Source organism: Enterobacter sp. Sphag1F (assembly GCF_014193275.1).
Taxonomy (GTDB): Bacteria; Pseudomonadota; Gammaproteobacteria; order Enterobacterales; family Enterobacteriaceae; genus Pantoea; species Pantoea symbiotica.
Map to the genome: position 1 here is coordinate 1,040,018 of NZ_JACHZD010000002.1, position 21,487 is coordinate 1,061,504.

At 56.6% G+C, this 21,487-nt stretch carries 23 protein-coding genes; 8 read left to right on the plus strand and 15 right to left on the minus strand.

Translation table 11 applies throughout. From position 1 onward, the window contains the following. From FHW71_RS10395 to FHW71_RS10410, 4 genes are all read right to left on the minus strand, one after another. Window positions 1-1,524, minus strand: coding sequence for a sodium:solute symporter family protein (locus FHW71_RS10395; protein ID WP_179451733.1), 1,524 nt, complete (start codon window positions 1,522-1,524; stop codon window positions 1-3). 286 nt (window positions 1,525-1,810) lie between these two features. Further along, a complete protein-coding gene (locus FHW71_RS10400) occupies window positions 1,811-2,113 on the minus strand; it encodes a PsiF family protein (RefSeq protein ID WP_008106038.1) in 303 nt (100 codons plus the stop codon). A 102-nt stretch (window positions 2,114-2,215) separates the two neighbouring features. Then, a complete protein-coding gene (gene iraP, locus FHW71_RS10405; RefSeq protein ID WP_008106035.1) occupies window positions 2,216-2,470 on the minus strand; it encodes an anti-adapter protein IraP in 255 nt (84 codons plus the stop codon). Between the two features lie 312 nt (window positions 2,471-2,782). Then, window positions 2,783-2,926, minus strand: coding sequence for a hypothetical protein (locus tag FHW71_RS10410; RefSeq protein WP_008106033.1), 144 nt, complete (start codon window positions 2,924-2,926; stop codon window positions 2,783-2,785). A 253-nt stretch (window positions 2,927-3,179) separates the two neighbouring features. On the opposite strand from FHW71_RS10410, the gene FHW71_RS10415 reads away from it, so the two are divergent. Next, window positions 3,180-6,260: a beta-galactosidase gene (locus FHW71_RS10415; RefSeq protein WP_179451734.1), complete on the plus strand. Its 3,081-nt coding sequence runs from the start codon at window positions 3,180-3,182 to the stop codon at window positions 6,258-6,260. On the opposite strand, the gene FHW71_RS10420 is transcribed toward FHW71_RS10415, so the two are convergent. Continuing rightward, a complete protein-coding gene (locus FHW71_RS10420; RefSeq protein ID WP_179451735.1) occupies window positions 6,199-7,503 on the minus strand; it encodes a multidrug efflux MFS transporter in 1,305 nt (434 codons plus the stop codon). The genes FHW71_RS10415 and FHW71_RS10420 overlap by 62 nt on opposite strands. Before the next feature lie 392 nt (window positions 7,504-7,895). Here FHW71_RS10420 and FHW71_RS10425 point away from each other — a divergent pair, with 392 nt between their 5' ends. Next, complete coding sequence (locus tag FHW71_RS10425) at window positions 7,896-8,147, plus strand: biofilm development regulator YmgB/AriR family protein (protein WP_008106027.1); 252 nt, start codon at window positions 7,896-7,898, stop codon at window positions 8,145-8,147. Between the two features lie 12 nt (window positions 8,148-8,159). Here FHW71_RS10425 and FHW71_RS10430 read toward each other — a convergent pair whose 3' ends face one another. From FHW71_RS10430 to FHW71_RS10440, 3 genes are all read right to left on the minus strand, one after another. Next, window positions 8,160-8,477, minus strand: a complete 318-nt coding sequence (locus FHW71_RS10430) for a hypothetical protein (RefSeq protein ID WP_008106025.1) — start codon at window positions 8,475-8,477, stop codon at window positions 8,160-8,162. A 171-nt stretch (window positions 8,478-8,648) separates the two neighbouring features. Beyond that, entirely contained in the window at window positions 8,649-8,948 is a 300-nt protein-coding gene (locus FHW71_RS10435) for an I78 family peptidase inhibitor (protein ID WP_179451736.1), read from the minus strand. Window positions 8,949-9,295: 347 nt separating this feature from the next. After that, window positions 9,296-11,884 carry an EAL domain-containing protein gene (locus tag FHW71_RS10440; protein ID WP_179451737.1) on the minus strand — a complete coding sequence of 863 codons (2,589 nt, stop codon included), beginning with the start codon at window positions 11,882-11,884 and terminating at the stop codon, window positions 9,296-9,298. Window positions 11,885-12,102: 218 nt separating this feature from the next. On the opposite strand from FHW71_RS10440, the gene FHW71_RS10445 reads away from it, so the two are divergent. After that, window positions 12,103-12,750, plus strand: a complete 648-nt coding sequence (locus FHW71_RS10445; protein ID WP_008106020.1) for a CPBP family intramembrane glutamic endopeptidase — start codon at window positions 12,103-12,105, stop codon at window positions 12,748-12,750. A gap of 40 nt (window positions 12,751-12,790) precedes the next feature. Here FHW71_RS10445 and FHW71_RS10450 read toward each other — a convergent pair whose 3' ends face one another. Beyond that, window positions 12,791-13,522, minus strand: coding sequence for an SDR family oxidoreductase (locus FHW71_RS10450; protein ID WP_179451738.1), 732 nt, complete (start codon window positions 13,520-13,522; stop codon window positions 12,791-12,793). A gap of 99 nt (window positions 13,523-13,621) precedes the next feature. Here FHW71_RS10450 and FHW71_RS10455 point away from each other — a divergent pair, with 99 nt between their 5' ends. Then, window positions 13,622-14,002 (plus strand): helix-turn-helix domain-containing protein, encoded by a 381-nt coding sequence (locus tag FHW71_RS10455; RefSeq protein WP_179451739.1) that lies wholly within the window; start codon window positions 13,622-13,624, stop codon window positions 14,000-14,002. 33 nt (window positions 14,003-14,035) lie between these two features. Here FHW71_RS10455 and FHW71_RS10460 read toward each other — a convergent pair whose 3' ends face one another. Beyond that, window positions 14,036-14,203: a hypothetical protein gene (locus FHW71_RS10460; RefSeq protein WP_179451740.1), complete on the minus strand. Its 168-nt coding sequence runs from the start codon at window positions 14,201-14,203 to the stop codon at window positions 14,036-14,038. A gap of 212 nt (window positions 14,204-14,415) precedes the next feature. On the opposite strand from FHW71_RS10460, the gene FHW71_RS10465 reads away from it, so the two are divergent. Together FHW71_RS10465 and FHW71_RS10470 are read left to right on the plus strand one after the other, a co-directional pair. Beyond that, window positions 14,416-14,586, plus strand: coding sequence for a hypothetical protein (locus FHW71_RS10465; protein WP_007887091.1), 171 nt, complete (start codon window positions 14,416-14,418; stop codon window positions 14,584-14,586). Between the two features lie 111 nt (window positions 14,587-14,697). Then, entirely contained in the window at window positions 14,698-14,931 is a 234-nt protein-coding gene (locus tag FHW71_RS10470) for a hypothetical protein (RefSeq protein WP_008106011.1), read from the plus strand. Window positions 14,932-15,045: 114 nt separating this feature from the next. Here FHW71_RS10470 and yniD read toward each other — a convergent pair whose 3' ends face one another. The 5 genes from yniD to FHW71_RS10490 form a co-directional block, all read right to left on the minus strand. Continuing rightward, window positions 15,046-15,153, minus strand: coding sequence for a small membrane protein YniD (gene yniD / locus FHW71_RS24015; RefSeq protein WP_021507251.1), 108 nt, complete (start codon window positions 15,151-15,153; stop codon window positions 15,046-15,048). Between the two features lie 79 nt (window positions 15,154-15,232). After that, complete coding sequence (locus FHW71_RS10475) at window positions 15,233-15,661, minus strand: OsmC family protein (protein ID WP_061717507.1); 429 nt, start codon at window positions 15,659-15,661, stop codon at window positions 15,233-15,235. A 62-nt stretch (window positions 15,662-15,723) separates the two neighbouring features. Next, a complete protein-coding gene (lldD, locus tag FHW71_RS10480; RefSeq protein ID WP_008106005.1) occupies window positions 15,724-16,914 on the minus strand; it encodes an FMN-dependent L-lactate dehydrogenase LldD in 1,191 nt (396 codons plus the stop codon). A 23-nt stretch (window positions 16,915-16,937) separates the two neighbouring features. Beyond that, on the minus strand, window positions 16,938-17,681 hold the full coding sequence (lldR, locus tag FHW71_RS10485) for a transcriptional regulator LldR (protein WP_179451741.1): 744 nt from the start codon (window positions 17,679-17,681) through the stop codon (window positions 16,938-16,940). A gap of 176 nt (window positions 17,682-17,857) precedes the next feature. Further along, window positions 17,858-19,030: a cyanate transporter gene (locus tag FHW71_RS10490; protein WP_179451742.1), complete on the minus strand. Its 1,173-nt coding sequence runs from the start codon at window positions 19,028-19,030 to the stop codon at window positions 17,858-17,860. Between the two features lie 87 nt (window positions 19,031-19,117). Here FHW71_RS10490 and FHW71_RS10495 point away from each other — a divergent pair, with 87 nt between their 5' ends. Together FHW71_RS10495 and FHW71_RS10500 are read left to right on the plus strand one after the other, a co-directional pair. Then, entirely contained in the window at window positions 19,118-19,978 is an 861-nt protein-coding gene (locus FHW71_RS10495; RefSeq protein WP_008105998.1) for a LysR family transcriptional regulator, read from the plus strand. A gap of 88 nt (window positions 19,979-20,066) precedes the next feature. Next, window positions 20,067-21,428: an amidohydrolase family protein gene (locus tag FHW71_RS10500; protein ID WP_179451743.1), complete on the plus strand. Its 1,362-nt coding sequence runs from the start codon at window positions 20,067-20,069 to the stop codon at window positions 21,426-21,428. The last annotated feature ends 59 nt before the right edge of the window (window positions 21,429-21,487 follow it).

Below are 21,487 nucleotides of genomic sequence, written 5' to 3' on the forward strand. Positions count from 1 at the left end.
TTATCCCTCCTGAGAGATATTGCTTTTGTGCGCCCAGCGCTGTGCGGCGGGCGCATCCTGATCCTGATTGAGTGCATTCAGCAGCTGATCCACTTCCGGGCGCACTGGCGCGCGGCGCAGCCAGCCCATCACCACGAACAGCACCAGTGAAGACATCACCGGCGCGGCCACCACGGTGGCGGTGCTGACATCGGTAAAGATAAATTTCACGCAGAAGAAGGTGCCGACGCCAATCGCCCAACTCACCAGTGCGGCGGCGCTGCCACTGCGACGAAACGCCGGCAGCAAACCCAGTAACATCGGAATGGAGATCGGGCCGACTAAGCCGCCAAACCAGATGATCAGCAGCGACAGCACGCCACCGAAATGGCTAGCGTTCATGGCAATCACCAGCGTGGTGATAATGAAGAGAAAAGCGGTGAGCCGCGCCACCAGCAGCGAGCTTTTACCGCGCTGAAAGCGTTTCGGCAGCATGCCGGGCAGGATATCGCGCGTCACCACGGCAGTAATGGCGTTGGCATCCGAAGAGGTCATCGACAGCGTGTGAGTAAACATCGCCACCAGCACCAAACCGACTAAGCCATTCGGCAGCAGTTCCATCGCCATCATCGAATAGGATCGCGACGGATCGCTGAGATTTGGGAACAAAAGCGGCGCCGCCCACATTGGCCAGAACAGAATCAGCGGCCAGATCAGATAGAGCGCGGCGGAGAGGCGTGCTGCTTTGCGCGCATCGCGGCCAGCGGGCGCGGCAATAAAGCGCTGTGCCAGATTCCAGGTGCCGCCGTTGTAGCTCAGCGTGTAGATGACAAAATAGGCGAGAATAAAGCCGATGCTGTACGGCTCCTGAATAATCTGCGTGTGGGTTGACGGCAGCTTCTCCCAGATGGTGAACAGCTCAGCAAAACCGCCGAGATGTACCGCCACCGCAACCACCATCACAATCGCGGCGACAAACTGCACCACGAACTGGCCGAAATCGTTACAGGCATCTGCCCACAATCCGCCCATCACGGTGTAAAACAAACTCAGCGCGCCGGAAACACAGATGCCGATCAACGGATCGAGTCCGGTGAAGACGTTAATAATCACCGCAATCGCCGCCCACTTCGCACCGACGTCAAAAGTTTTCAGCAGCACCCCGCTCCACGCCAGCACCATTTGCGTGGGCAGGTTGTAGCGCGTGGCGAGATATTCCATCGGCGATTCGATGTTCATATAGATACGCAAGCGCGCCCAGCGCGGCGCGAACAGGCGTGAACCGATCAACACCGCGATAGCGATGGGAAACGCCCACCAAAAATAGATGGTGATGCCCATGTTGTAGGCCACCGCCGCATAGGCGACAAACACCGCCGCGCTGTAGCCCGACATATGATGCGACACGCCCGACAGCCACCACGGCATTTTGCCGCCGGCGGCAAAGAAATCACGCGTGCTGCCCACCTTGCGCATCGCCCACAAGGTTATAGCCACAATCATCAGCGCATAAAGCGCCATCACAGCATAATCAAGCACATTCATAGCAGACTCCACAGGTAAAGGCTGCCCAACGAACGGTCCGGCTTCGCGGGGATTAGGCGTTTAGAATAATTAGTCATTATTTAGGACTAAAGCATCCTGGCAGCGTTATCGGTGCAGTTTTGTGATGAGGATCCTGATATGAGTTTTTCCTCTGACGTGATAAGTAAAATTGAATACCACTGCGCTGCAGCTTACAGCAATAAAAAAAGGGTTCACGTTAAACATGAACCCTTATTACTTTTCTCGCAGGCTCGATTTAAAACGACGAGGCTAACCGTTAATTAAATCAGCTTTTCTTCAGGCACGAACTCATAAACGTTTTACGTGCATCGCCGGTGAGCTTTTTATCGCCCGCATCAGCATTACAGGTTTTCATCTTCATTTGTTGCGGCGTCATATTGCCCATTTTGCTGTCTTTTTTCAGACAGTCACTCATAAAGCTTTTACGCGCATCACCTTTCAGATTTTGTGTACCGGCACTCTGGTTACACATGGTCATTTTTTCCTGCTGTGCAGTTTTCTCAGCCGCACTCGCACCGCCTGCGATCAGCAAGCCTGCTGTCATTATTGCCAAAAGACACGATTTCATTACCGGATTCTCCATAGCATTATTGCCACCTAAGCATGGCACGGAATAAGCAAATACGAGAAATCGATAATGACATTCGCCTGAAAAAACAGGCGATAGCCGTCAAACGCGGGGATGATGCAGCAACTTCTCTACGTAATTACGCAGCATGGTGGTATCGGGCGTTTCAGCAGCGGGAGCGACGGGCGGCATAGCTAATTTAATAGCAGCCTCAATGTCGTGGAATTGTTCGGGATTCAGTTTGCGCAGCATCGCGGTTAACACGATTTCTAACGCCTCAACCTGAACCACTAATTCTTTAGACTCTTCTTCTTTTTCAGCCAGCTTTAGAAGGAGTTCCGCAATCAGGTTTTTCATGCGACAAGCTCAATGAGAGAAGAAAAACAGACGTTAGCATTGCGCTGAATAAAACAACAAGGATTTTTAAGGGTTTTCAGAAAAAAATAGCCAAACGGCAGAATAAAAAAACCGGCTAGATTTCAATATGTAATAGCGAAACGTTTCACTGGACGTTTAAAGATTTATTGAAACGTTTCGCTTACCTATACCCTAAATAATTCGAGTTGCAGGAAGGCGGCAATTGCGATCATCCTCAGGAGCTTACTTCAGTAAGTGACTGAAGGTGAATGCACGCCGCCAACGCACCTGCAGCTTGAAGTATGACGGGTATTAATGAGGCCCCATAAAGCCGCGTCCCGGACCGCCACCACCATGACCGCCGCCCCAACCGCCGCCGCCCGGAGGTGGGAAAATACAACCGCTCAGCGCGGTGACCAGTGCCACAACTGCGGCGATTTTAATAATACGGACCATAATTACCTCGGAATGGTGAAATCGGGCTGAGTGTATGAGGCCGCATCGGGCGCGACAATACAGAATTCTCCGCAACACGGCGCTATTCATCTCTGCTCACCACGCTTAACAATTCACTGGCACTAAAGCAGCAAAAACACCACACAGGCGGCGTCGATTGATGCCATCGCGCTGCGCATAATTGCTGTCTAGCGCTTTACAGCCGGTGCAATTTCGCGCAATGTGAGCGCATTACAATAAATGAGATCTCATCATGAGCTTATCTGCTGTTTCCCTGAGTGAAATTCTGGCGCGTCGTGACTGGGAAAACCCGGTGATCACCAGCCTGAACCGATTGGATGCGCATCCGCCGTTTGCCAGCTGGCGCGATGAAACCAGCGCGCGCGACGATCGCCCTTCGCCTTCGCGCCAGTCATTGAACGGCCAATGGACCTTCAGCTACTTCACGCAGCCTGAAGCGGTGCCACAAAGTTGGCTGCTGCAGGATCTGCCCGGCGCCGATGCCCTGCCGGTGCCCGCTAACTGGCAGTTGCACGGCTTTGACGCGCCGATTTATACCAACGTGCAGTACCCGATTCCGGTCACACCGCCTTTAGTGCCGCAAGAGAATCCTACTGGATGTTACTCGCTCACATTCAAAGTTGACGACAACTGGCTGCAACAGGGCCAGACGCGCATTATCTTCGATGGCGTGAATTCGGCCTTCTTCCTGTGGTGTAACGGCCAGTGGATCGGCTATTCGCAGGACAGTCGCCTGCCCGCCGAGTTTGACCTCAGCAAGGCGCTGCAGCCCGGCCAGAACCGTTTAGCCGTGATGGTGTTGCGCTGGAGCGATGGCAGCTATCTGGAAGATCAGGATATGTGGCGCATGAGCGGTATCTTCCGCGATGTCAGCTTGCTACATAAGCCGGAAACGCAACTGGCCGATGTGCAGATAGAAACCGCGCTGAGCCCGGAATACCTGCGCGGCGATCTGCGCGTTAGCGTCAAAATCCACGCTGGCGATCGTCAGCCCGCGCAATGCCGCTTGCGCGTCAGCTTGTGGCGCGGCGAGAACTGCATTGGCGAGCAGGAACAGGCACCCGGCAGCGAAATCATCGACGAGCGCGGACATTATCCTGAACGCGCCCTGCTGGTTTTGCCGGTCAACCAGCCGCTGCTGTGGAGCGCCGAAACGCCGCATCTCTATCGCGCGGTGGTGACGCTGCTGGATGAAAATGGCAACGTGCTCGAAGCCGAAGCTTATGACGTCGGTTTCCGCCGCGTCAGCATTGAACAGGGTCAACTGTGCCTGAACGGCAAGCCGCTGCTGATTCGCGGTGTGAACCGCCATGAACATCACCCGGAAAACGGTCAGGTGGTGGATGAAGCCAGTATGCGCCGCGACATCGAGCTGATGAAACGCCACAACTTCAACGCCGTGCGTTGCGCGCACTATCCCAATCATCCGCTGTGGTATCGCCTGTGCGATCAATACGGTTTGTATGTGGTGGATGAAGCCAATATCGAAACGCACGGCATGCAGCCGATGAACCGTCTCTCCAACGATCCGCGCTGGTTCGCCGCCTACAGCGAGCGCGTCACGCGCATGGTGCAGCGCGACCGCAATCATGCCTGCATCATTATCTGGTCTCTGGGCAACGAATCCGGTCACGGCAGCACGCATGATGCGCTCTATCAATGGGTGAAAAGCAGCGATCCAACGCGTCCGGTGCAGTACGAAGGCGGCGGCGCCAACACGGCCGCCACCGATATCGTCTGCCCGATGTACGCGCGCGTCGATCAGGATCAGCCTTTCCCGGCGGTACCCAAGTGGTCGCTGAAAAAGTGGATTGGTCTGCCGGGCGAAACGCGTCCACTGATCCTGTGCGAATATGCGCACGCAATGGGTAACAGCTTTGGCGGCTTCGCTAAATACTGGCATGCGTTCCGCCAGTTCCCGCGCTTGCAGGGCGGCTTCGTCTGGGATTGGGTCGATCAAAGCCTGACGCGCTATGACGACAACGGCGAAGCCTGGCAAGCCTACGGCGGTGATTTTGGCGATACGCCGAACGATCGCCAGTTCTGCATGAACGGGCTGGTTTTTGCCGACCGCTCCCCGCATCCGGCGCTGTTTGAAGCCCAGCGCGCGCAGCAGTTCTTCCAGTTTCAGCGTGACGCTAACGAGCCGTATCGCTTTACCGTCAGCAGCGAATATCTGTTCCGCCGCAGCGATAACGAAGTGCTGCGCTGGTCGATCGAGCAGGATGGCGTTGCCATCGTCAGCGGTGAACTGCCACTCGATCTCGCCGCACAAGGCAGACAGACGTTTACGCTGCCGGCCAGTGACGATTTGCAGGGCAACGCGTGGCTGAATCTCGCGGTGCATCAGGTCAACGCCACGCCGTGGTCCGAAGCGGATGCGCGCGTTGCCTGGGATCAGTGGCCGCTGCCCGCTGCGCTGCCGTTGCGCGTTGTAGAGACCGGTGTTACCGCGCCAGAACTGATCGCCAATCACGATCTGGTGGCGGTGGTGCTGCCGCAGCAGCGCTGGCACTTCTCGCGCCGCAGCGGCGAGCTGGTGCAATGGTTTGTCGATGATGAAGAAACGCTGCTCACGCCGCTGCAGGAGTGCTTTATTCGTGCGCCGATTGATAATGATATCGGCACCAGCGAAGCCGCCAATGTTGATCCCAATGCGTGGGTCGAGCGCTGGAAGCGTGCGGGCTACGATGAGTTGGATGCGGTGTTGGTGGATATGCAGGTCGACAGCCTGAAACATAGCGTGCTGATTGAAACCTGGCATCAGTGGCACGCTAACGGGCAACTGGCTTTCACCAGCCACAAACGCTATCAAATCAATGCTAACGGCGAGTTGTCCATCAGCATCAATGTGGAACAGGCCGCCGGTCTGCCGCCGCCGGCACGCATCGGACTGCGCTGCCAACTGGTCAAGTCGCCGCAGCAGGTGAGCTGGCTCGGTTTAGGCCCGCACGAGAACTATCCGGATCGCCAACTGGCGGCGCAGTTCTCACGCTGGCAACTGCCGCTGGCGGCACTCAGCACCGCGTATGTGTTCCCCGGTGAAAATGGCTTGCGCTGCGGCACGCGTCAGTTACAAAGCAATGGCTTGCAGGTGAGCGGCGACTTCGCCTTCTCGCTCAGTCGCTACAGCCTTGAACAGCTGCGTGAAACCTCGCATCGCCACTTATTGCAACCAGAGGATGGCTGCTGGCTGCACCTCGACGGCTTCCATATGGGCGTCGGCGGTGACGATTCATGGAGTCCCAGCGTTAGCCCGGAGTTTTTGCTTTCTCAGCAGCGCTGGCACTACGCGCTGACGTTGCGTCAGTAGGTTTTTCCACACTGTCACGCTGGCTTAAAGGTGGAGTCAGCGTGGTTTTCGGGCGGCGATAGAAACGGCGCAGGAAGATCACGTTGACCAACACCACCATCGCCGTGGCGAAGAACACCCAGCGATAGCCGGTTGCCGCCGATACCGCCGCACCCAGCAGCGGACCTGCCACATTCCCCAGATACATAAACGATTGGTTGTAGCCGAAAATACGCCCGGTGACGTTATCGCGTGAATGCCGCACCAGCAGCGTTTGCACCGCCGGCATCATCGCGCCATCGGCAAATCCCAGCAGGAAGCGCAGCACGCCCAACTGCGTCGCGCTGGTGACAAACGACATCGCCACCAGCAGTAGCAACGACACAATCATGGTGGCGATCAGAATGCGTTGCGTGCCAATACGATCGCCAAGTTTACCCAGCCGTGGCGCGGAGATCAGCGCCGATACGCCCGGCAGCGCGGCAATCACCCCGCTGAGAAACGCAATGTTCTGCGCATTCGGTGCCAGCTCGCGCACAAACAGCGTCAGGATCGGATTCACCGAACCGTTGCACATCTGAATCACCATGGTGGTGAAGAACAGGCAGATCATTAAGCGCGGATTATCGAGGCTACGAAACACTTCTCGCCCGCTCAACTTGTCCTGCTTGCTGACCGGCGTATAACCGGTCTCTTTTATCAGGAACAAGGTGACGAGGAAGCTCACCATCAGCAGCACGGCGGTAACGATAAACACCATGCGCAAACCGAGCCAGTCCGCCAGCAAACCGCCAATCATCGGCCCGAGGATTACGCCGCTGATCTGCCCGGTGGAGACACAGCTCAGCGCCCAGCCGCTGCGTTCGCGCGGTACTTGCGCCGCCACCAGCGCCATCGCATTGGGAATATAGCCGGAAGTGAGGCCCATTAGCGCGCGCAGCAGCAATAGCTGCCACGCCTGGGTGACAAACGCCTGCAGCAGAATCACCGCGCCCATGCCGAACGAGGCGCGCAGCAGCATCAGCTTGCGCCCTTTGCGGTCGGCAAGGCTGCCCCACAACGGCGCGACGGCGGCAGAAACAATGAAGGTGACGCTGAAAGTGAGTCCAGACCAAACGCTGAGCGCGTTACCGCCACGAATCCCGAGTTCTTCAACGTACAGCGGCAGGAAGGGAATGATCTGACTGATGGCGAGGCCGGTAAAAAAGCAGCCAAACCAGACGGATATCAGATTAACTTTCCAGGACTCGATGGAGCGTAACATGGGCGCGGGCATCAGAAGAATGAAACGAGGGTTCAGTCTAACAATCTCATAACATTACCGGACGGCAAAACATGGCATGGGCGAAAAAACGCAGTTTTACACTGTCGAGCGTGATTCTGCTCACAGCAAATCATGTCAGAGGGCCGTTTTTTAGTGTCTTTATGTGCTGAAACAATGATTGCCGCAAGATAAGCGCATCGCTACTGCAGGCAAACGTGAAAAAATATGTCTACACGTTACTGACAATATTCCACACCGCATCTATGTTTAAAAAACCACCAGTCATCACTGGCGACGCGCTGTCTGTTCTGGACAGTCCGCATGATTAACCTTTATTTCCCCATGCTGCCATTATCCGGCGGTGGGCATCGTTGTCTCTGCGGAGGTCAGCTATGAGAACCCAGCCAAACAGCGCCAGTCGGGCGATTACCGACTACTTCAATAGCCCAGCCTGGCATGCACCGCATGAGAGCGACATGTTAGCGGCGATTATGCGCGAACTGATGGATGACGGACAGCCTGCCACCAGCAAAGCGATTATTGCGCGCGTGATTGATAAGCTGGAATTTGAAGGGGATGAACAGCAGCTGCAAAGCTATCGCAACTTACTGGCAAAACTGCTGGAATCGGGGCCGCAGAACTAGCGGCCCACGCCATTATTTTACCGTACGCAGATGGTCGGCTTCGCTGACAAACGCCTTACCGCTTTGACGCTGGTACAGGCAGAGTTCGCGCCCGACCTGGTTCTTCATATGTTTTTGCGGATAGCGACCTTCCAGCAGTAGCGCATCAAAGCCCACGCTATCGTCATACTGAATCGGCTTGCCCACCACTTTCACTGACTTCAGGCCGCTGGCCTTGAGACAGCTTTGCTGCATGTTCTTGTCGTTTTGCTGCCACGCCGCTTCGCTCGATGCCTGCGCCAGCGGGCTTAACATCAGCGTTAACAGCAGCAATTTTGCACTCTTTCTCATCATCACTCCTCTATCAGCCTTATAGGCCGAAAGATAAAAAAATTCCCGCCGAAGCGGGAAGAAATAAGACGAGCATTGCATATTCGAGAGTGACGAGGAAATCTCCGTAGTGCGCAGTTATCCTCGCCCGGCGCTGTGACAGCCAGATGACAATGCAATGTCGTTTTAGTGTTATCCGCAGTACACCCGGGAAATCTTACCGCTTTGATCCGCCGCGAAATTCACCCGACGCAGATTGAAATCCATCGTTACCGCTGAATTCCACGGAATGGCGCGCACCGGTACCGCGAAGCGTTTGCTGTCGAGCGTTGATAATGGCTGACCAACGTAGTTTTGATATTGCGATGCGCCGCACTGATCGGTTTCCGGATCGTGGCTGGCAGCAGCGCTGGTGTCAGGTTTGCTGGCGGACTGGCAGGCGCTGAGGGCAAATAAGGCCGTTACCAGTAGCGCTTTTCCATAATGGGTCACAAGTTTCTCCTCCTGGATTAATAGACAACCGGTTTTTGAGAGTAGCAAAGCGTGACCGTGAAGCGGAAATATTTACAGCAGATTGGTCGCATAAATTCCCTTTAGAGCACGATCTTCCTCTCAAAAGTTAGGATTAATCGCACGCACTGTCTAAACATCACGCGTCGGAACACTACAATTAACTAAGAATTTTCTTAGTTAGGAGGCGTTATGGAACTGGTGATTTTTGTTGGCTTTGCGGCGCTGATGACGTTTGTTGCGATCAGAGTGCGTTAATAAGCCACCGCACATTTCGTAGCGGCGCGATTTATCGCGCAATGAATTGCGCCGCTACAATGTGTGCAAAATTAATTGACGGTTTCCTCTTCCTGCAACCGCGCATTAAACGCCGCCAGCGGCATGGGTCGGCCAAGGAAATATCCCTGCCCTTCCTCGCACGACAGCGCTTTTAGCTCTTTCAGCTGTGCTTCGGTTTCAATCCCTTCTGCGGTAATGGTCAGCGCAAACGCGCGTGCCAGGCCGACAATCCCCGCGACTACCGATTGCGCCTGCTGCGATTCCGGGAACTCCTTCATCCATGAACGATCGATCTTCAGACCGTTGAACGGGAAGGTTTTCAGATAACCCAACGCCGCATAACCGGTACCAAAATCATCCACCGTCAGCCGCACGCCAAGCGCGCGCAGGCCTTGCATGATCTCCAGTGCACGATCCGGATTTTCAAAAGTGACGTTTTCAGTGATCTCCAGTTCCAGCCGCGTGGCCGGTAATCCACTCACCTCCAGCGCATGCGCCACGCGCTGCACCAGATCGTTATTACGAAACTCAACCGGCGAAATGTTGACGGAAACATAGCGCTGCTCGCCCCAGTCGCGGGCGTCCACGCAAGCACGCATCAGCACCCAATCGCTGATCGCCGCAATCAGGCCGTTCTCTTCTGCTAACGGAATAAAGCGATCGGGCGTGATCCATTGATCGTCGGCTATCTGCCAGCGAATCAGCGCTTCCGCACCGGCCAATTGCCCACTTTGTAGCTGATAGCGCGGCTGATAATGCAGCGTGAAGGCGTGATTGTGCAGCGCTGCTTCGATCGCCTGCACCATGTCGCGTTTTGACTGCAGATGGTTGGCCATATCGCTGGAGTACCACACCCACTGATCGCGTCCGGCACTGCGCGCCTGAGCCAGCGCAATATCGGCCAGGCGTAACAGCGCTTCCGGATGCGCTGCATCCTGCGGTGCCGAAACGATACCCATGCTGGCGGTAAGGCTGATCTGATGCGAGCCGCTGATGATCGGTTGATGCACCATGCGCTGCAGCGCACGGCAGCGATATTCAACGCCAGCGCGCGTGCTTTCGCGCAGCAGCAAAATAAAGGCATCACCGCCGAGTCGGGCCGCCAGTTCATTCGGCGCCAGCAGGCTTTTCAGCCGTTTTGAGATCTCATTCAGCACTTCATCGCCGACCGCGTGGCCCCACGTATCGTTGATCGGTTTGAACTGATCGAGATCGAAACTGATGACAAACAGCGGATCATCCTCGCTAACGCTCTCCAGATACGCAGTTAAATACTCCTGCAGCTGCATACGGTTCGCGAGGCCAGTCAGCATGTCATGACGTGATAGAAACTGAATGCGCGCTTCAGCATCCACTTCGTGGGTGATATCCGATACCGTGCCGCGAAATCCCGAGCGCAGGCCGTTACGCCGAATGGCTTTCGCCATTAACTGCCCAATGCGTCGCTCGCCATTCGCCGACATAAACTGGCAGCGCAGCGGCACGTGCTGCACCTCTTCGCCCTGACGCATCAGCCACGAGACCAGTGAATGGCTGGGATGGCTGAGCAGTTGATCGAGCGGACGCCCCATCCAGCTTTTCACTTCATGGCCGGTAACCGCCGCAAAGCGTGAGGAGAGATAGCAGAGACGGCCCTGATCGTCGATTTCCCAGATCCAGTCCGAGGCTGCTTCAGCCAGATCGCGAAAACGCTCTTCGCTGTTGGCTAATTCACGCTGACTGATCGCTAGCATTTCAAAGCGCCGATCGGAGATCACCGCATTATGCAGCGCATGACGCAGCACGCGACGCGTCACCAGCGCCACCGCCAGCGCGGTGAACAGCAGCAGCGGCATCATCAGCCAGATCACGCCGAAGCCTGGATTTTTTGGCTGCCAGCGCAGCACCAGCGGTTCGCCCTGCAGCACCGGCTCCACCAGCCGAGGTTCAAACAGCGCATCGTTTAAACCGCTGGCGATACGCGGCTCAATCACATTCAGGGATTTGCCCAACGCTTGCAGTTTGTCTGGGCTAAAAATGTTAACGAACACCATCACCGAAGCGGGGCCGGGAATAGTGGGCAAATCCGGCACTTTGCCCGGCGTAATCGGCGCGGCTACCAAAATGGCCGGATGGTTCTCCACCTTGGCATTGCGTGCCACGGCATCATGCAGCGTACGTGCCGTGCTCACTAAAAGGTCACTTTGTGCACCTAACCAGCTTTCTAACGTGACATCGGATAATTTGCCGCGAATCACCGCGTAACGGGTTTTTCCCTTGCCATCCACCACGAACACGCCATCGTAGTGATACTCCTTGTAGAGCCCCGGACCAAAGTTCTCTTCGTCCCACGCCCAAACCTTGTTGACCGTCAGATGCAGGTTTTTCCAGCCTTCGCCCCAGTTTGCATAATCGCGCGCATCGACGATCATCTCCTGCTGCTGTTGCTGCCACGCCTGACGCAGCAAATTGGCATCCTGCTGGATGGCGTCGATATTTTGTCGATGGGCGATAACCAGCACCATCACTACCGAGAGAAGCAGCACGCCAAACAGCAGCGAGGACAAGGTGCGCAGGCTGCGCCGCGTTACCCGTACCGTGTGTGCTTCCATGTTGGCCCTGGCGGCCAGTGCCGCGTGCCGGTGAAACTCAGAATTCATGCGCAATGCTCGCGAAATACAGGCAGCAAAAAAGGCGGATGACAACGCAGACTGCGCACATCTCCACCCTGTAAGGGTTTGAAAGGTTATCGGCCCGGAGTGCCGCAGATTTAGTCTTGTTGGTGGAATATTTGAGCAGCGCAAATGTGCAGCACGCCACCTCGACAGCGATGATCGGCGTTGCTACTATGCGCTCTCCTCTGCTCGCTGAGTCGCCTATGGACACCCAATCCGACAAAGTTACGTTGACGCTGTTTTACGTTGGTAGCTTTGTGGTCTATTACCTTGTGACCATGTTGGTTACGCTGTTTCCCAATTACGGGATGCTGCGCACCAACGGCTTGCTGATGCCGGTGCTTTGCCTGGTGGAGTTTGCGGTGATCTATCCGCTGTACCGTTTTTACTGCCAGCGTCGCAGCGACATTCCGCTGGGGTATGTGCGCCCAATGCAGGCGCTGCTGTTTATCGGTTTACTGTTTGCATTGATGGTGGCGCAGACGCAGTTTCTGCAACCGGAAGGCTGGCTGATTGCGCAATCGCAGCAGGGACGCAGCTCGATGCTGATTCTGCTGCTCACCGCTGTATTGCTGGCGCCGGTGTTTGAAGAAGTGCTGTTCCGCGGATTTTTACTGCAAGGTTTTCTGCTGTGGGCACCGAGAAGTCGTTTTGCCTGCATGCTGCTCACTTCCCTGCTGTTCGCCGTGATGCACACTCAATATGTGCACTGGGAAACGCTGGTCGCCTTAACGCTGTTTTCCCTGCTGCTGTGTTATGCGCGTCTGCGCAGTAACAGCCTGGCGCTGCCGATTTTCCTGCACACGCTGAATAACCTGATCGCTATCCTGCCCGCCTGGTATTTCGCCTGATCAAGCAAAACAGCCATCCGAAGATGGCCGTGCACGATCCTCACACCTGCGTCAAACCGCCATCCACACAGATTTCTGCGCCTGCAATGTAGCTGCTCTCGTCACTGGCGAGGAACAGCGCGACGTTGGCCACTTCTTCGGGTTTGCCCATTCTGCTGAGCGGGATGGTGCTGGTAATGCCGTTGCGCACCTCTTCAGAAGCCGCCTGCATCATATCGGTATCGATCGGGCCGGGCGCCACCACGTTTATACGGATGCCGCGTGCAGAGAGCTCGCGCGTCCAGGTGCGGGCAAAGGATCGCAGCGCGGCTTTGCTGGCGCTGTAAACGCCGTAACCCTGGGTGCCAATCACATCGGCAATCGAACCAATCAATACCACGCTGGCGCCGGGCTTCAGCAGCGGCAATGCTGCCTGCAGGGCAAACACCGGCGAGCGCACATTGAGGCCGAAGATTTGATCAAAATGCTCAGCGCTAATCTCATCAATGGTGGCGTACTCCGCCATGCCAGCGTTGATCACCAACACATCCAGCTGGCCGGATTCGCACCTGATCGTCTCGATAATGCGCGTTAGTTCACTCTGTTGGCTCACATCGGCACGCAGCGGATGCGCGTTGCCGGTGATGCTGCTGCTGGCGGCCTGTAACTCTTCATCGCGGCGCGAAGTAAACCAGGTAGTCGCGCCTTCACTAGCGAAACGCTGGCTGATTGCCAGACCAATTCCCTTTGCGCCGCCCAGCACCACCGCCACTTTGTTATCCAGTCTGCTCATCTGCTCTCTCCTGTTTGGGTAGAAAGTCAATGGTATGTATTTTATACTTAATAACAATTACGCACTTTGTTTATACCAGATATCGCGGAGTATATCGCCATGGCGGAGATCGAAGGTAACAGCTTGAGAGATGTAGGAAAAACCCGGCCGGTGCTGGAGCACATCACCAATAAATGGTCGATTTTAATTCTCACCGTGCTTTGTACTAAGCCGTCGCGTTTTAACGAGATTCGTCGTCGGTTGGATGGCATCACCCACAAAGCGTTGGCGGATGCGTTAAAGCGGCTGGAGCGCAATGGGCTGGTGAATCGTGAAGTGTTAAACACAGCGCCAATCGGTGTGGAATACAGCCTGACGCCGCTGGCGCAGACGCTGCAACAACCGTTTATCGCGCTGTATGACTGGGCGCTGGAGCATGGTCCATCACTGGAACGTGCGCAGGAAGAGTACGATCGCACCCACGCAGATGAGCCCGCGTAGGGTCGCCATTCATGGCGACCGCTGGCAAAAAAATTACGCTTGTTCCGCTTCGAAATGGTTTTTGAACTGCTCGTAGATCGAAATCATGTTAGAAGCATCACCTTGCAGCGGGCTCAGTTTTCCGGCGCGCACCAGTTCAATCACCAGCTGCAAGGCGGCTTGTTTTGGGTTGCTGGCTGGCTGGGCAATTTCGTTCGACATGTTAATTCACTCATCGTTTTTATCAGGGCCGCATAGTTTAGCCCAGATTGAGCTACGGTTGCGCGCCGCGATGCGTATAATCTTACAAGCCGGACACGAAAGCCGCTCAGGGTGATAATTGACTCTCAAGGCGTTTAGCTATACTGGATCAAAAAAGGGAACGACCAGCCACACATTCCGTACCAGCGAGAAGGTGTTAAAGGAGTCTGATTATGCTGATTGGTTTTGTTTTGTTAGTGAGCGCGTGTGGGCATGATGCCTGTGATGCCTTACCGGTTTCAGAGCGTATCTATCCGACCAAAGTGGCCTGTGAGCAAATGGCCGACCGCATCCATAAAGTCCGGCCAAACGTGGTCTTACTTTGTGGCGAAGTGCACCGTTAATTCGGTGCCAGTTTTATTACAGTCGCGCAAATATTAGCCAAACGGCATTGCAAGAATGGGTTGTAGCGTTCAAAATATAAGCTGCTTTTCACTATCACCGTTGTGAATCCAATGAAAACATCTCGCCCCCGTCGTCCAAACGGACGCTGGGTTTACTACATTTTGTATGATGGCATTCTCTGGCCCTGCCCCGTACGTTGGGAATGGGAGAGCGGCTTCGGCGGCTGGCTGCCATTCTATTTCTCGCCTACTTTTGAGTTCGTGGCGGGCGATCCACGCAAGGCCTATCGCATTGCGCGCAGCAGTGTGCGTAACGTACGCCAGACAGACGGTGAATTCGCCTGATTGATTAGCCGATCTGCCATGGGAACCACGACGCCGTGAGCAGATAATGCAGTAACTCCAGTACCAAAATCACCATCACCAACACGCCAAGCTTGTGACTGCTGATCCACTCTTTCATCCCCATATCATCGCCGCCCAGCGAATCAGCATCAGCGCACCGCAGATGCACAACAGCACCACGATCATTTTCCAGTGTTTGGTTGCAGCCAGTTTTTTTGCCACGCATCCTCCAGACGACAGAAAGCAACGATGCGCCCTAAGGCGCATCGTTGATTCTAACGCTGGTCACCCATTTGGGCGATTATTTATTCAGCGTGTAGTCGAGCGTGATTTCAGCATTCAGTACCTGAGATACCGGGCAGCCCGCTTTGGCTTTCTGGATAATCTCATCAAACTTCGCCTGCTCAATGCCGGGTAACACGATGGCGCTGGTCAGCGCGATTTTGGTAATGGCAAAACCGTCGCCCTTTTTATCCAGCGACACATCAGCGGTGGTATCAATGCTTGTTGGCGGATGCCCTTCATTGCCCAACATCAATGACAACGCCATGGAGAAGCAAGCGGCATGCGCGGCACCAATCAGCTCTTCCGGATTGGTGCCCTTTTCGCCTTCAAAGCGGGTATTGAAACCGTAGGGTTGATTGCTCAACACGCCGCTTTCGGTACTTACCGTACCTTTGCCTTTAATGTCGCCTTCCCAATGGGCCGATCCTTTCTTATGAATGGTCATGTCATTCCTCCTGTTGTGTTCGACAGGTACTGAGTATAGACAACATGACTCATTCTGCTGGATTAGCTCACCGCGCGAGGACGTGCCGGACTCAAGCCCGCCTCGCTCAACAGCGCGTTAGCCTGCACCAGCGAAGCCTGGGTAATCTCTTTGATCGATTTCGCGCCGGTCAGCGTCATCGCCACTTTCATCTCTTTCTCAATCAGATTGAGCAAATTTTCAACGCCGCGCTGACCGTGCGTTGCCAGCGCATAGACAAACGCGCGTCCCAGCAGCACGCTGTCAGCGCCGAGGGCGATCATGCGCACCACGTCCAACCCGCTGCGAATGCCGCTGTCGGCGAGAATAGTGATATCGCCTTTTACCGCATCGGCAATTGCCGGCAACGCGCGCGCCGACGACAGCACGCCATCCAGCTGACGCCCGCCGTGATTCGACACCACAATGCCATCGGCACCAAAACGCACCGCATCGCGCGCATCTTCCGCATCAAGAATGCCTTTGATCACCATCGGGCCATCCCAGAATTCACGAATCCACTCCAGATCTTTCCAGGAAATCGACGGATCGAAGTTGTTCGCCAGCCAGCCGATGTAATCTTCCAGCCCGGTCGGTTTGCCGAGATAGGTGGAGATATTGCCGAGATCGTGCGGACGGCCATGTAAACCGACGTCCCACGCCCATTGCGGATGCGTTGCCGCCTGCCAGTAACGACGCAGCGGCGCATTTGGGCCGCTCATGCCGGAGTGCGCATCTCGATAACGTGCGCCCGGCGTCGGCATATCGACGGTGAACACCAGCGTGGTACAGCCAGCGGCTTTGGCACGCTCCAGCGCATTGCGCATAAAGCCGCGATCGCGCAGCACGTAAAGCTGGAACCACATCGGACGATTAATTGCAGGTGCGACTTCTTCGATTGGGCAAACCGACACGGTGGAGAGCGTAAACGGAATCCCTTTCAGCGCCGCCGCGCGCGCCGCCTGCACTTCGCCACGTCGCGCATACATGCCGCACAAGCCGACCGGCGCTAATGCCACCGGCATCGATAGAGTTTCGTTGAACAGTTTAGTCTCAAGACTCAACTCCGACATGTTTTTCAACACGCGCTGACGCAGCGCCACGTCGGAGAGATCGGCGACATTGCGCTTTAGCGTGTGCTCGGCGTAAGCGCCGCCATCCAGATAGTGAAACAAGAACGGTGGCAAGATGCGTTGCGCCGCGGCGCGATAGTCACTGGCAGCAGAAATGATCATCCCTTATTTTCCTTGTGCTGAGGTCATTGGTGGCCCGGCAGACGCGTAATGCGCGCCTGGCGCGCCTCATCTTCATGCAGGGTTTTCATGGTGGTGTGAACAAAACCGAGGTGATCCATCGCTGCCTGGCGCGCCGCTTCCGCGTCACCGGACATCACCGCATCAAATATCGCCTGATGCTGTTCGTTAAGACGATTGAAAATCACCGGTTGGGTATACATGCGCTGGCGGCTGTGCAGCACCGAAGATTGCAGCAGATCGAAAAAGCCGCGCATGGTCTGCAGCAGCACCACGTTATGCGAGGCTTCGGCGATGGCGAGATGAAAACGCAGATCGGCCTGCGCCGCGAGATCGGCATCGTCACTTTGCTTTATCTTCAGCAATGCATCAAAAGCGAAGCTCAGTTTCTCTTTATCCGATTCGGTGGCGCGCAACGCCGCATGCCACGCGGTGCTGGCTTCTATCGCGTGGCGCGCTTCAAGGATGTCATAACGATAATCGGGATCCTCCGCCAGCAGCTGGCGAATCGGCTCAACGATGCGCTGTTCCGACCACGGCTGCTGGGGCTGGCGCAGCCAGGTGCCGCCGCCGCGTTTACTGATTAACACGCCGCTGCTGATCAGTTGCTGGATCGCCTCGCGCAGTGACGAGCGCGACGAACCAAACTCCGCCGCCAGCGCGCGTTCGGACGGCAAGCGCATGCCCGGCTCCAGCTGGTGCTCTGTGATCCAGGCGCAGAGCCGCGCCCGCAGCGTGTTTTCCGTCATCGCATTATCCTGTGTGAAGCACGCCCGTCACGCTGAATTGGTAGGACCAAAATGCAGCGCGGCGGGCTTCGTGGAGGAGAATGGTTAATGCTTTGTTATTTCTATGCAACGAAACAGGCGAGATTTTTCATGTTATGTGACGACGCGGCCACAATCGCGCAATGCGGTAGGACCAATTACACCGTAGTTCGACCAAAGGCCCGACCATAACTGCGTGGATGAAAGCGCAGATTCAGCAAGATCAGCCCAACCGTCACCGCCGTTTGCATCAGCCAGACGCTGGAGAAACTGTGGGTCAACGCCTGCAGCTGACCGGCGATAAACGGCATGCTGCCTGCGATGATAAAGCCTGCACCCTGCATAAACGCCACCAGCCGCGCCCCGGCCTGCGGATGCGGCAGGTGATCGAGCGCCAGCACCATCGCTAGCGGGAAGGCCGCGCCCAGTCCAAATCCGGCAATCGCCGCCCATAACCACGGCGCGAACAGCGGGGCAAACAGAAAACCGCTCATACCGATCAGCTGGCAAACCAAACTGATAATCAGCTGCGGACGCCGATCCGCCTTGCGTGCCAGCAGCGGCATCAGCAGCGCACCCGCAACCTGGCACAGAATCATCGCGCCAAGCAGCGACCCGCCAGCCTGCGCCGACCAGCCAAGATGATGATAAGCATCCGGCAGCCAGGCAACGCAGGTGGCGTAACCGCCGTTCACCAGGCCAAAACTGATCGCCAGCGTCCAGGCGCGCGGCGTGCGCCACAACGACGGCAGCGCAACCTTTTCCGTGCTGGCAGCGGTTGGCACGCGCACATACAACCATAATCCAATCGCCAGCAGCACCGGCAGCGCCCAGCCGGTCAGCGCCAGCGACCAGCCAAAATGATCGCTGAGCCACGGCGATAACGCCGCCCCCAAACCGCCGCCGCCCATCAACGCGCCTGCCCACAATCCGGTGACTGGCGCGCTGCGCTGCACAAAGCGCTGTCGAATCAGGCCCGGCATCGCCATCTGCACCACGCCCACGCCGAGCCCGCCAAACAAGGCGCTAACCACCAGCCAACTGCCGCTGTGGATCACGCCACGCGCCGCCAGCGCCAGCAGCAGCAGCGTCAATCCGGCCAGCAGTAAGCGTTGCAGCGGCACACGCTGCATCAGCGAAGCGCTCAGCAGCGCGACCGCGCCCATCATCACCATCGGTACCGCAGGCAGCAGCGAGGCCGCCAGTGAAGAGAGTCCCATCGTCTGGCGAAGCTGGCCGAGTAATGGACTAATAGAAGTGAGTAACGGTCGCATATTCAGCCCAGCCAACACCAAAGCGCCGAGCGTTAATCCGTCATAATGTCGATTCATACACAATCCTGCTGCAAAGAGGTTGTCAGCATCGCAGCAGTGGTTACTATTTGGAAATGAAATAACACTATAACGACCAGTGGAAAAATGAATCGTCAGCCGATGTTTACCCCGCAGCAACTGCTGAGTTTTGTCGCAGTGTGCGAAACCGCCAGCTTTACCCGCGCCGCCGATCGTGTGCATCTATCGCAATCCACCGTCAGCCAGCAGGTGCGTCGGCTGGAAGAGATGATTGGAAAACCGCTGCTGCAGCGCACGTCGCATCAGGTGGCGCTCACTGAAGAGGGCGAGAAACTGCTGGGCTATGCGCGCCGCATCATCGCGCTGAACGGAGAAGCGCATGATGTGCTGAGCGATAAATGGCGTGACGGCGTGCTGCGCCTCGGCGTGCCGGAAGATTTCGCCGCGCCGACCGCCGGTTTGCTGGCCGAATTTAGCCGCGAACATCCGCAACTGCGCCTTGATGTGATGAGCGGCATGTATGTCGATCTGCATCGCGCCTGGCAGCGCGAGGAGCTGGATATCATGCTGATCAAGCAGCCGGGCGGCGAACGTCCGCTGGCTGCGCGCCCCGAACCGCTGCTGTGGCTGGACAGCGCCGCACATCCCTGTTTTGAGCAAACGCCGGTGCCGCTGGTGGTATTCCCGCAGCTCGGTTTGTATCGCGAAGAGATGGCGCAGACGCTGGATAGCCTTGGCCGCAGCTGGCGCATCAGCTACAGCAGCTCCAGTTTGGTGGCGCTCGCCAGCGCCAGCGCTGCCGGATTAGGCTTAACGCTGCTGCCCGCCAGCTGCCGCTTGCCTGAACATCGCGTATTAGGCGAAGCCGATGGTTTACCCAGCATCAACCATTTTGAACTGGCGCTGTTTTGCCGTGCGCCGCAGGACGATCTGCAGCAGGCGTTAGCCGCCGCGCTGGTGACCTTTTGCCAGTTGCAATGGCAGTGATTTTTCCACTGCTAATCAGTGGCAAATATCGCAGCGCGCTGCGTTGAGTTTTGCCAGATTAAGCGTTTCTCATTTGATGGAACCTCTGATGCAACTGACCTCTCCCAGCCGTCGCGAATTCCTTAGCCTGACCGCCGCCGGTAGCCTGCTGGCCGCCGGCATCAGCTATGCTGCGCCCGCTTCACCGCTGCTCGCCAACAGCACGCAGCCGCACACGCCGCCACCGCGCGTTGCCCATTATCAACTGCTCAATGTCCGTCTCGAAGAGGGCTTTGAGCGCGACGGTAAAGAGGTGATTGCCACGCGTACCGCGCTGTACGACATCACTATCAAAGACGGCACTTTCGCGGCAATTGATGCCGCAGGCAAAGCGCGCAACGCCGCCTTGCCACAATGGGACGCCAACGGCGCCCTGCTGCTGCCGCGCACCCGCGACATGCATATCCATCTCGACAAAACCTTTTACGGTGGCCCGTGGGAAGCACCGCGTCCGCGCCAGGGCAAAACCATCATGGATATGATTGCGCGCGAACAGGTGCTGATCCCGCAACTGCTGCCGACCTCGCAGGCGCGTGCCGAAGCGATCATTGGTTTGCTGCACAGCAAAGGCACCACCGAAGCGCGCAGCCACTGCAATATCGATCCGGTCAGCGGCCTGAAAAGCCTTGAGCACCTCAAGCTGGCGCTGGCGAATCATCCGGAATTTCCGTGTGAAATCGTTGCCTTCCCGCAGCACGGTTTACTGCACTCGAAGGTCGATGGCCTGATGCGTGAAGCGATGCAGATGGGCGTGCAGTTTGTCGGTGGACTCGATCCCACCAACGTGGATGGCGCAATGCAGGCGTCGCTGGATGCAATGTTCCAGATCGCCCTCGATTTCCAGCGCGGCGTGGATATCCATCTGCATGAAACCTCGCCATCCGGCGTGACGGCGATTCAGTACATGATCGATACCATCGCGAAAAACCCGCAGCTGAAGGGCAAAGTGACACTAAGCCACGGTTTTGCGCTTGGCACGCTGGAAGGCAAAGCGCTGGATCAGATGATTGCCGGCATGGCCGAGCAGCAGATGAGCGTGGCCTCGACCATACCGATTGGCAAACTGACCATGCCGCTGCCGCAGTTGCAGGCGGCAGGCATCACGGTGATGACCGGCACCGACAGCGTGATCGATCACTGGTCACCGTTTGGCACCGGCAGCATGCTGGAAAAAGCCAACTTGTACGCGCAGCTGTATCGCGGTTCCGATGAGTTCGGCTTAAGCCGCGCGCTGCATATCGCCACCGGCGGGATTTTGCCGCTGTCGAATCAGGGCGAACGCCAATGGCCGAAGGTCGACGATGAAGCCAGCATGATGCTGGTCGATGCCAGCTGCTCCGCCGAAGCCGTCGCCCGCATCTCCCCGGTACGCGCCACCTTCCACCGCGGATTGCCCGTATTCAGCGCCTGACTTCACTCGTAGGGTCGCCATTCATGGCGACCGTCTCAATGCACGCACCATTTACATGG

Bases quoted from the DNA above. Each gene is read 5' to 3' on its own strand.
- FHW71_RS10395 (WP_179451733.1), bottom strand. From the start codon at position 1,524: ATGAATGTGCTTGATTATGCTGTGATGGCGCTTTATGCGCTGATGATT.
- FHW71_RS10400 (WP_008106038.1), bottom strand. From the start codon at position 2,113: ATGAAATCGTGTCTTTTGGCAATAATGACAGCAGGCTTGCTGATCGCA.
- iraP (WP_008106035.1), bottom strand. From the start codon at position 2,470: ATGAAAAACCTGATTGCGGAACTCCTTCTAAAGCTGGCTGAAAAAGAA.
- FHW71_RS10410 (WP_008106033.1), bottom strand. From the start codon at position 2,926: ATGGTCCGTATTATTAAAATCGCCGCAGTTGTGGCACTGGTCACCGCG.
- FHW71_RS10415 (WP_179451734.1), top strand. From the start codon at position 3,180: ATGAGCTTATCTGCTGTTTCCCTGAGTGAAATTCTGGCGCGTCGTGAC.
- FHW71_RS10420 (WP_179451735.1), bottom strand. From the start codon at position 7,503: ATGTTACGCTCCATCGAGTCCTGGAAAGTTAATCTGATATCCGTCTGG.
- FHW71_RS10425 (WP_008106027.1), top strand. From the start codon at position 7,896: ATGAGAACCCAGCCAAACAGCGCCAGTCGGGCGATTACCGACTACTTC.
- FHW71_RS10430 (WP_008106025.1), bottom strand. From the start codon at position 8,477: ATGAGAAAGAGTGCAAAATTGCTGCTGTTAACGCTGATGTTAAGCCCG.
- FHW71_RS10440 (WP_179451737.1), bottom strand. From the start codon at position 11,884: ATGAATTCTGAGTTTCACCGGCACGCGGCACTGGCCGCCAGGGCCAAC.
- FHW71_RS10445 (WP_008106020.1), top strand. From the start codon at position 12,103: ATGGACACCCAATCCGACAAAGTTACGTTGACGCTGTTTTACGTTGGT.
- FHW71_RS10450 (WP_179451738.1), bottom strand. From the start codon at position 13,522: ATGAGCAGACTGGATAACAAAGTGGCGGTGGTGCTGGGCGGCGCAAAG.
- FHW71_RS10455 (WP_179451739.1), top strand. From the start codon at position 13,622: ATGGCGGAGATCGAAGGTAACAGCTTGAGAGATGTAGGAAAAACCCGG.
- FHW71_RS10460 (WP_179451740.1), bottom strand. From the start codon at position 14,203: ATGTCGAACGAAATTGCCCAGCCAGCCAGCAACCCAAAACAAGCCGCC.
- FHW71_RS10465 (WP_007887091.1), top strand. From the start codon at position 14,416: ATGCTGATTGGTTTTGTTTTGTTAGTGAGCGCGTGTGGGCATGATGCC.
- FHW71_RS10470 (WP_008106011.1), top strand. From the start codon at position 14,698: ATGAAAACATCTCGCCCCCGTCGTCCAAACGGACGCTGGGTTTACTAC.
- FHW71_RS10475 (WP_061717507.1), bottom strand. From the start codon at position 15,661: ATGACCATTCATAAGAAAGGATCGGCCCATTGGGAAGGCGACATTAAA.
- lldD (WP_008106005.1), bottom strand. From the start codon at position 16,914: ATGATCATTTCTGCTGCCAGTGACTATCGCGCCGCGGCGCAACGCATC.
- lldR (WP_179451741.1), bottom strand. From the start codon at position 17,681: ATGACGGAAAACACGCTGCGGGCGCGGCTCTGCGCCTGGATCACAGAG.
- FHW71_RS10490 (WP_179451742.1), bottom strand. From the start codon at position 19,030: ATGAATCGACATTATGACGGATTAACGCTCGGCGCTTTGGTGTTGGCT.
- FHW71_RS10495 (WP_008105998.1), top strand. From the start codon at position 19,118: ATGAATCGTCAGCCGATGTTTACCCCGCAGCAACTGCTGAGTTTTGTC.
- FHW71_RS10500 (WP_179451743.1), top strand. From the start codon at position 20,067: ATGCAACTGACCTCTCCCAGCCGTCGCGAATTCCTTAGCCTGACCGCC.